Origin of the sequence: Magnetospira sp. QH-2, assembly GCF_000968135.1 — a bacterium.
Classification (GTDB): Bacteria; Pseudomonadota; Alphaproteobacteria; order Rhodospirillales; family Magnetospiraceae; genus Magnetospira.
Map to the genome: position 1 here is coordinate 24,145 of NZ_FO538766.1, position 6,919 is coordinate 31,063.

Genomic DNA, 6,919 nt, shown 5'->3' on the forward strand with positions numbered 1-6,919 from the left:
TTGGCAATAGGACTTGCCTTTTCGGGCATTGTTTTCATTGCTTGCTATGGTCCATCCAGTAAAACCGCGCGGCTCCGCCGCGCTCCGTCTAGCACTACCCCCTTAGCTAATAGGCATTGGCCGCCCTTTTCGGGCGGATCATACGGACGCCATAAGGCAAGCCCGCTTGCAGGCGCCCGGCCACGGTCACCGGTCGGGGCCGCTACGCGATCCCCTCACCGGTTCCCTTGGTTCCCTCGCCAGGGAACGGGGACATTGAAAGAAAGGTTTCAAAGTTTATACCATAACCTCCTGTTTTTTTTGCTGTTTAAACGTTTTTTCTATTGCTTTCATTCCTTTTATTATGTATAATATACATATGATTTGAAGAGGAGATGATCCCATGTTGAAGACCCGTGAAGAATGGCTTTCCAAGGTAGCCGAAGGGTTGAGGCCCCACTTTGAAGAAAAGGGATATTCCATCCCCCAAGTCCGGATGGCACTTGGTTTCACCTCGCGGGGGGGGCGGGGAAAGCGGATCGGTGAATGTTGGGATTCCTCATGTTCAGCCGATAAGACATTCGAGATCCTCGTTGACCCGCGCCTAGACAATCCGGTTGATGTTGCGCAAGTCCTTTGTCATGAACTCATCCATGCAGCCGTAGGCCTTAAGTGTGGCCATCGTGGCGCGTTCCGGACCATGGCAAAAGGGATGGGGTTGGAAGGGAAAATGACCGCGACCGTGGCAGGTCCTGGCTTTATCAAAATTATCACGCCCATTCTTGAACTTGTTGGTGATCTACCGCACGCCCGTTTAAACACCGGGAACGGCCCCAAGAAACAATCGATCCGCCTCCTTAAGGTCACCTGTCCCGTGTGTGGTTACACCGCGCGGGTTACGCGGAAATGGATCGAAGAAGTAGGCGCCCCTTATTGCGGAGACCCCGACCATGGACGAATGATTGTCAATGGGATGGACGAGGAGGGGAAGCAAGCGGCATAGAGCCGCCCACCACTTTCCCCTGGACAAAAGGAATCAAGATCACGGCCAACAACTTATAATATTTTACTTAAGGACGAGAGAGCCCGAAGGGCTCACCAAACAAAGGAGGATTGGACGATGACTAAACCGGGCATTGGGCACAACAACCCACCCCAGGAAAACCCTGAAAAGGTTGAGCTTGTTATAAGGGTTAGCGGGAACCGGGCGGAAAAGACGGCGGACCTTGAGGTGAGTGGAAATACTTTTGACGTGAAGGACTCGCTTAAGGCGCGGGGCTATCGGTACGATGGTCAAGATAAGGTTTGGGTGCTGGTCGTTGCTGCTGAAGGTGCTGGCGACGTAGAGGTCCGATGGCTGCGGGGGCTCGGCCATGAGGTTGTCGGGTACGGGGCGGCGGAGCAGCGGTACTTGGATCAGTTGAAGTAGGGAGGCGAGGATGCAAGAGGATTTAGTTGTCGAGTATTGCGCGATGTATGGCTTCTTTTCCAGGCTGGTGGTGCTGGAGCCCGTGAAAGAAATGCGCGGGGTGGGCGATCTGGGGAGCGTTGATTGGGAGGCGGCGGAAGAAAGATGGCGGTGCGTTTGGGCGGTGCTGCTACCCTAAGCGGCTTCTGCAAGCACCTGATTGACGGCATTATTCAAGATACCCTCGATAAATTTTTCGGGGCCGAGTTGGTCAACGTCGGCGGGATCGGCTGTGAAGATACGGCGGGTATCGGCCAGGGTGTTGGTGAAATCATCATCGGCGCGGATGAACAAGAAGAGATCGAAAATCCCGAACGCGGCGGGTTCGAAGGTAACAAGGTAAGGAACATCGGCGGCCCAGGCGAGGAACTGACGTTTGGTTTCGGGTCGGGCTTCGGTAAAAACTTTCTGTGCCAACATGATCTTTCTCCTTGTTTGTGACGCCCGAGAATCAAAAAACCGGGGCCTGTCACGGCATAGCCGGGAACCCCCGGAGCGGGGTTGACCGGCCCCGGTTTTTTGATGGGCTCACAGACAAACAAGGGGAAAGATCGGCACAGCAGCCAAGGGAGCCCGTGTGAATAACAACCGTTTAAACGCCGATTAGTGCTTTCTTTGCTTTCGTTCCGTTTTTTTCGCTTTCTTTGTCCATTTTTTGTCGGTTTTTCTTGCCTTACCGTTCGCTTTCATTGATAATGAAAGTACCGCAATTTACCGAAAAAGGGGGCATTATGCCTATCGTGATTTCGGCAATCCAGGAGAAGGGCGGCAGCGGCAAGACCATGGCTCTTGCTTTGTTGGCTGCACATTACGCCCACGCGCAAAAGCGCGTGGCCATTATTGATACAGATCCGCAGCAGACCTTACGCACCTGGACCGAAGAGCAAGGAAACGAAAATTTCCCGATTTCCTATGTCGAGGCCCCGGCGCCTGATTACCTTCCGGCGACAATCGCATTCCTGGATGAGAAGGCGGATATTGTCTTGATCGATACCGCCGGGGTGAAGACGGCGGCAACCTTTGCCGCCGCCGCCGCTTCCCATATCGTTTTGATTCCAAGCCGCGCGGCGAAGGCGGATTTTCTCGGGGCGCTAAAAACCCTGGCATGGTTGAACCATGCCAGCGAGAGACATCAAACGCGCTTCGCGGCTTCCGTTGTCCTGTCCGATTACAAACCACAAACCAACATGGGCCGATGGCTGGTTGAACAGTTGCATGAACGCGGCGTCCCATACCTTCACACCCCAATTCATTCCCGCGCCGGTCTACTCGAATTCTTGTCCATAGGCGGTCGCCCGGTTGGAACGGCCTTAGCCGTTGCCTATGGTTTTGTTGGTGCGCTCGAAAATGCGCACCCTAACCTTTTGCGGCTTTGACGGAGGGAAGGAAGATGGCTCCTAAAAAGATTGACATTCCCAATAACATCGGCGACTTGGCCAAGGGGACCGAGGCCGAAGCGCAGGCCGCCGCCGCACGAGAAACGGCGGATCACCACAACGCGCCCCACATGCTGACCACCGAGCAGCTTCACGCCTTGATTGCCGCCGCGCAGGAACAGCAGGCCACCGCGCCGCCGCCGGAACGGCAAAGGCAATTGAATTTTTCACGGGTGCCTGAAAGCCTGTTCCAGGCGATCCGCGAACACTCGCGAATGCGGGGATATGGGGGATCGCTACGAATTCTCTTGTTCCATCTCCTCAAAGACGACGGGATGGATATTCCGGAAGAGTATTTGCATGATCAAAGGATGCGATAGGCTAATGTCCGCAAGAGCGGCCACGGTCGCGGGCTTCTGTTTTTTGGCTTTCCTCACCTTAGCCGACAAGTCCGCCGCCGAGGCGTCGGTCCATCGGCTTGCGACTTGGAATACACAAAACCTTCGGGCCGACCGGCCCGACCGAAAAGACATTCCGGCGTTACGCGCCTATGCCGCACGTTTAAACGCCGATATCGTCGCCTTGCAGGAGACCGACGGGCCGAATAGTGCGGCCCTATTATTCTCTCCCGACGTTTACGATTATCATTTCTCCGGGCGGCGCCATCCCCAACGAACCGGCTTCGCGATCCGCAAGGGCGTCCCTTGGACCCCGCTTCCCGATCTTAATTTCCTAAATGTGGATGAGACCGGGGCCCCCGGCCATGTACGCCACGGCGCGGCGATCCAGGTTCGCGGGCTCACCTTGGTTTCCATCCACCTCAAATCCGGTTGTTGGGGTGGTAGGCTGTCCCGGGCCAATCGTTCTTGCCAAATCTTGGCCCGGCAACTCCGGTTCCTTGCCGCCTGGACGGCGGCCCGGGAAGGGGAGGGGCGTCCCGTCGTTTTACTCGGGGACTTCAACCGGCGCCTAAACGCGCCTTCCGGAGACGGTCGCGCGATCTTGACCGCCGCCGTTCCGGGGCTGATCTTTACGACCGATCAAGACCGAAACCAGCAATCTGATTGCTGGTCTCATGCGCCGAGACCGGCGCGTCACTACCCCGCTTATATCGACCATATCGTAATTGGGCCGCTTGCGGCCCCCCGGTTGAAACCCGGCAGCTTTGCCCAAGTTCTTTTCGACCCCGGTTTAGCCCACAAGTACCCGTTCTTGTCCGACCATTGCGCAATCGGCATTTCTGTTTTAGTTCCCGCCCCGGGGCAACCCTGAAATGCTCGCACAGGACGGCAAATTTCGGGGCAGGGGAGGGAAAGGTGCTGTTCCCGGCTCTCTCCTACCTTTGCCGTCTTATCGCCCCCTGAGACCGTTTAAACGGGCGACAGGGGCGGCATTGCCTTTGTTCCTTATCATCCGGCAACTGATGAGCCTTAGGATTCCTAGGCGCCATTCCGAATATGGCCGATCCCGTCATTTCCTTTGTTTGTTCTTATCCGTGAATTTGCCGCTTGCCCCCGTCGGGCGGACGGCAACGCCTCAAGCACAAATACGGTTTCCCCAAGTGGACCCTCCGCATTTGAGCTTGCCCCCCTAGTGGTCGCGGCCTGAATCATTCACGAACAACCAATCAATGAGGAGATCAATCATGTTTACTCGGAATTATGTTGAAATCGTCGGTCACATTGGCAACGTGACAGTTAAGGAAGACGGCAAAAAGCGGGTCCACCTCTCGGTCGCGACCTCCGAAGTCTGGAAAGACGGCGACGAGAAGAAGGAAAAGACCCTCTGGCACAACATCACCATCTTCCGACCTGCCTTGGTTGACTTTGCCGAGAAATACCTTGCCAAGGGCCGCTATGTACGGGTCGAAGCCAGCCTGAAACCGTTCGAATACGAAAAGGACGATACCAAACATTACGGTGTGGACCTGATCGCCTCCCAGGTTGATTTCCTGGACAAGAAGCCCGACTGATCCAACCACAGGGGAGGGCCGCGAAAGCGGCCCTTTCTTTTTGCCAATAGCTCCCCTTATTTCAATCAAGGTAGGGTCGCCGCCGCAAAGCGGCGGCTCCATTGGCCATCCCGCCCATGCGGGATTGTGGCCCGACCGAAAAGAGCATCCACGGTCGCGAGCTTCGGTTTCTTAATTTTCCTCACCTTAGCCGATCCGCCGCCGAGGCGTCGGTACATCGGCTGTGCGATTTGGAAAACACAAAACCTTCGGGCCGCCCGGCCCGACTGGTCTTTTTGTCTATTTTTTCACCGCGCGGCGCCGCCGCGCTCCGTCCAACACTACCCCTTTGCAAACAGGCATTGACCGCCCTTTTCGGGCGGACCTTTCGCTTGCTTTTTGCAAGTACCTTGCGGTCAAGCGGCCACGGTCACCGGTCGGGGCCGCTACGCGATCCCCTCACCGGTTCCCTTGGTTCCCTCGCCAGGGAACAATCGGCCTTTCGGCCTCTTTTCTTTGGGGTTTGTGGTGCAAATGCCGTGCCTTTATTCACCTGTTTTTATTGGTTTTTATAGTGTCTTTTTTATTGACTGCAATACCTTTTTTATGTATTTTATACATATATTCTGAAAGGGAGTTTTTGCCTTGCCTGCTAAATATTGGAATCTGAAACACGATGTTGCCCTGTTGGGACTCCGGCGTAAGGGATGGACCACCGGCCAAATTGCCCGAAAACTCGGGATTGCCACAACGACGGTCACTAATCGTTTAAACACCCTTGGCGTAAAGGGTTTTAACGATGGTTACTATGACTTATTGCTTGCCTGGATCAACTATGTCGAGGACCGAAAGGTAACGCCCATCCCTTCTATGCTGTACGACTATCGAGGACCGTCCTTTACTTAGTGGTCCTTTTCATTTTTTACTTTGCTTTACTTTTATTAGAGGCCTTCCGGCCTCTTTTTTTGTGCTTTTTCCTTGACTTTCAAACCGTGATTTGATACACTATTAATATGGTCAAAAAGGGGTTTTACCCCATTAAAACAGGAGTATATCATCAAGATGAAACATACCGTTATACCGTCCTGTGTTTGCTTGGTTATTACTTGTGCAAGGCGCTATGGCCTTGTATCCCGCAATGAATTGGACCGAGTACAGATCAAGTTGACCGCATGGCTTATGGCCACGACCGCCAAAGAAAAACAACAAGCCGCCGAGCGCCTTTATCGGCAAGCTTGCCGCGTCATCCCGAGGGACATTGCCAGCACCGACACCCGGACGGCGGGAGTTGTGGCCGATTTGACGGTCGCTATGGACACCTTAGCCCACGAAGCCCACACCGTTTAAACGGGCCGGAACCCTCGGAGGTATGACCGATGAAACAATGTACCTGTAAAACCTGTATATGCGGCCGAAATAACCCCGCTCTTGAGGGGCATCCGCCGGGGACATCTCACAACGATCGCTCGCGAACTGGCGTACAGGGCGATCCTGGAAGCACTGGAAACCGAACATGACTATCAAATTTGAAGTAGGCGACCGCGTAGCCGTCCCCGCGGATACCGGCGGCGAGATTGTGTGCCGCATCACCGAACGGCCTACCGAGGAAACCGCGATCTTAACCGTAGATAGTCTTAGAACCCCGGATTTATACGGGTATCGCTTCCCGGCCCTGGTCGCCATGCTGCGCCATTTGCCACGCCGCCGGGAGGATAACCCATCATGACCTATCAATATCTGACACCGGGTCCTAGGTAGCGTTTAAACGGAGGCCGTCAATGTCTGACCCATCCCGAAACCCTGTCCGCCGCCACCCCCTCGAACAAGGGGGGGAAGTGATTTTCGCAAAAGTCGCGGCGGCGCCGTTGATCGCCATGGGCATCAACAAGAGCGCCGTTCTTCTCACCCCATTTGAAGCCCGCGCCCTCGCCTTTGCGCTTGAGGCCTTCGCGGACGATCAAGAGGAACTCGAACGATGAGGACTGGACAAATTGACTAGTCGGGAATTTAGAGCCGCATTGCGGAAATTGGGCTGGAGGCAGGTTGATTTTGCCGCGAAGATCCATTCCCTAACCGGCGAGACCATCACCCCCCGCACCCTAACCCGATACGCAAACGGGGATAAGGTCCCGCCCGCCGCAATCC

General features: G+C 55.1%; 11 protein-coding genes. 10 read left to right on the forward strand and 1 reads right to left on the reverse strand.

The annotated features are described in order from the left end of the window. Positions 1–382: 382 nt before the first annotated feature. From MGMAQ_RS19045 to MGMAQ_RS21170, 3 genes are all read left to right on the forward strand, one after another. Entirely contained in the window at positions 383–982 is a 600-nt protein-coding gene (locus MGMAQ_RS19045) for a hypothetical protein (RefSeq protein ID WP_046023572.1), read from the forward strand. A gap of 117 nt (positions 983–1,099) precedes the next feature. After that, positions 1,100–1,408, forward strand: a complete 309-nt coding sequence (locus MGMAQ_RS19050) for a hypothetical protein (protein ID WP_046023573.1) — start codon at positions 1,100–1,102, stop codon at positions 1,406–1,408. A gap of 10 nt (positions 1,409–1,418) precedes the next feature. Further along, positions 1,419–1,586 carry a hypothetical protein gene (locus MGMAQ_RS21170; RefSeq protein WP_158498904.1) on the forward strand — a complete coding sequence of 56 codons (168 nt, stop codon included), beginning with the start codon at positions 1,419–1,421 and terminating at the stop codon, positions 1,584–1,586. On the opposite strand, the gene MGMAQ_RS19055 is transcribed toward MGMAQ_RS21170, so the two are convergent. Further along, positions 1,583–1,867, reverse strand: a complete 285-nt coding sequence (locus MGMAQ_RS19055) for a hypothetical protein (protein ID WP_046023574.1) — start codon at positions 1,865–1,867, stop codon at positions 1,583–1,585. The genes MGMAQ_RS21170 and MGMAQ_RS19055 overlap by 4 nt on opposite strands. Positions 1,868–2,178: 311 nt before the next feature. On the opposite strand from MGMAQ_RS19055, the gene MGMAQ_RS19060 reads away from it, so the two are divergent. From MGMAQ_RS19060 to MGMAQ_RS20880, 7 genes are all read left to right on the forward strand, one after another. Then, complete coding sequence (locus MGMAQ_RS19060; protein WP_046023575.1) at positions 2,179–2,823, forward strand: ParA family protein; 645 nt, start codon at positions 2,179–2,181, stop codon at positions 2,821–2,823. A 14-nt stretch (positions 2,824–2,837) separates the two neighbouring features. Next, positions 2,838–3,203 carry a hypothetical protein gene (locus tag MGMAQ_RS20875; RefSeq protein WP_046023576.1) on the forward strand — a complete coding sequence of 122 codons (366 nt, stop codon included), beginning with the start codon at positions 2,838–2,840 and terminating at the stop codon, positions 3,201–3,203. Between the two features lie 4 nt (positions 3,204–3,207). Further along, a complete protein-coding gene (locus tag MGMAQ_RS20020) occupies positions 3,208–4,095 on the forward strand; it encodes an endonuclease/exonuclease/phosphatase family protein (RefSeq protein WP_052716601.1) in 888 nt (295 codons plus the stop codon). 373 nt (positions 4,096–4,468) lie between these two features. Continuing rightward, a complete protein-coding gene (locus tag MGMAQ_RS19075; RefSeq protein WP_052716604.1) occupies positions 4,469–4,795 on the forward strand; it encodes a single-stranded DNA-binding protein in 327 nt (108 codons plus the stop codon). Positions 4,796–5,836: 1,041 nt separating this feature from the next. Then, positions 5,837–6,121: a hypothetical protein gene (locus MGMAQ_RS19080; protein ID WP_046023577.1), complete on the forward strand. Its 285-nt coding sequence runs from the start codon at positions 5,837–5,839 to the stop codon at positions 6,119–6,121. A gap of 166 nt (positions 6,122–6,287) precedes the next feature. Further along, the gene (locus tag MGMAQ_RS19085) at positions 6,288–6,500 is read left to right on the forward strand and encodes a hypothetical protein (protein ID WP_046023578.1); all 213 of its coding nucleotides are present in this window, start codon (positions 6,288–6,290) and stop codon (positions 6,498–6,500) included. 52 nt (positions 6,501–6,552) lie between these two features. Next, a complete protein-coding gene (locus MGMAQ_RS20880; protein ID WP_148561079.1) occupies positions 6,553–6,753 on the forward strand; it encodes a hypothetical protein in 201 nt (66 codons plus the stop codon). Positions 6,754–6,919 lie beyond the last annotated feature (166 nt).

What these genes read in the sequence shown, in the direction of transcription:
- MGMAQ_RS21170 (WP_158498904.1), top strand. Translation starts at nt 1,419, where the DNA reads ATGCAAGAGGATTTAGTTGTCGAGTATTGCGCGATGTATGGCTTCTTT.
- MGMAQ_RS19055 (WP_046023574.1), bottom strand. Translation starts at nt 1,867, where the DNA reads ATGTTGGCACAGAAAGTTTTTACCGAAGCCCGACCCGAAACCAAACGT.
- MGMAQ_RS19050 (WP_046023573.1), top strand. Translation starts at nt 1,100, where the DNA reads ATGACTAAACCGGGCATTGGGCACAACAACCCACCCCAGGAAAACCCT.
- MGMAQ_RS19045 (WP_046023572.1), top strand. Translation starts at nt 383, where the DNA reads ATGTTGAAGACCCGTGAAGAATGGCTTTCCAAGGTAGCCGAAGGGTTG.
- MGMAQ_RS20880 (WP_148561079.1), top strand. Translation starts at nt 6,553, where the DNA reads ATGTCTGACCCATCCCGAAACCCTGTCCGCCGCCACCCCCTCGAACAA.
- MGMAQ_RS19075 (WP_052716604.1), top strand. Translation starts at nt 4,469, where the DNA reads ATGTTTACTCGGAATTATGTTGAAATCGTCGGTCACATTGGCAACGTG.
- MGMAQ_RS19060 (WP_046023575.1), top strand. Translation starts at nt 2,179, where the DNA reads ATGCCTATCGTGATTTCGGCAATCCAGGAGAAGGGCGGCAGCGGCAAG.
- MGMAQ_RS19080 (WP_046023577.1), top strand. Translation starts at nt 5,837, where the DNA reads ATGAAACATACCGTTATACCGTCCTGTGTTTGCTTGGTTATTACTTGT.
- MGMAQ_RS20020 (WP_052716601.1), top strand. Translation starts at nt 3,208, where the DNA reads ATGTCCGCAAGAGCGGCCACGGTCGCGGGCTTCTGTTTTTTGGCTTTC.
- MGMAQ_RS19085 (WP_046023578.1), top strand. Translation starts at nt 6,288, where the DNA reads ATGACTATCAAATTTGAAGTAGGCGACCGCGTAGCCGTCCCCGCGGAT.
- MGMAQ_RS20875 (WP_046023576.1), top strand. Translation starts at nt 2,838, where the DNA reads ATGGCTCCTAAAAAGATTGACATTCCCAATAACATCGGCGACTTGGCC.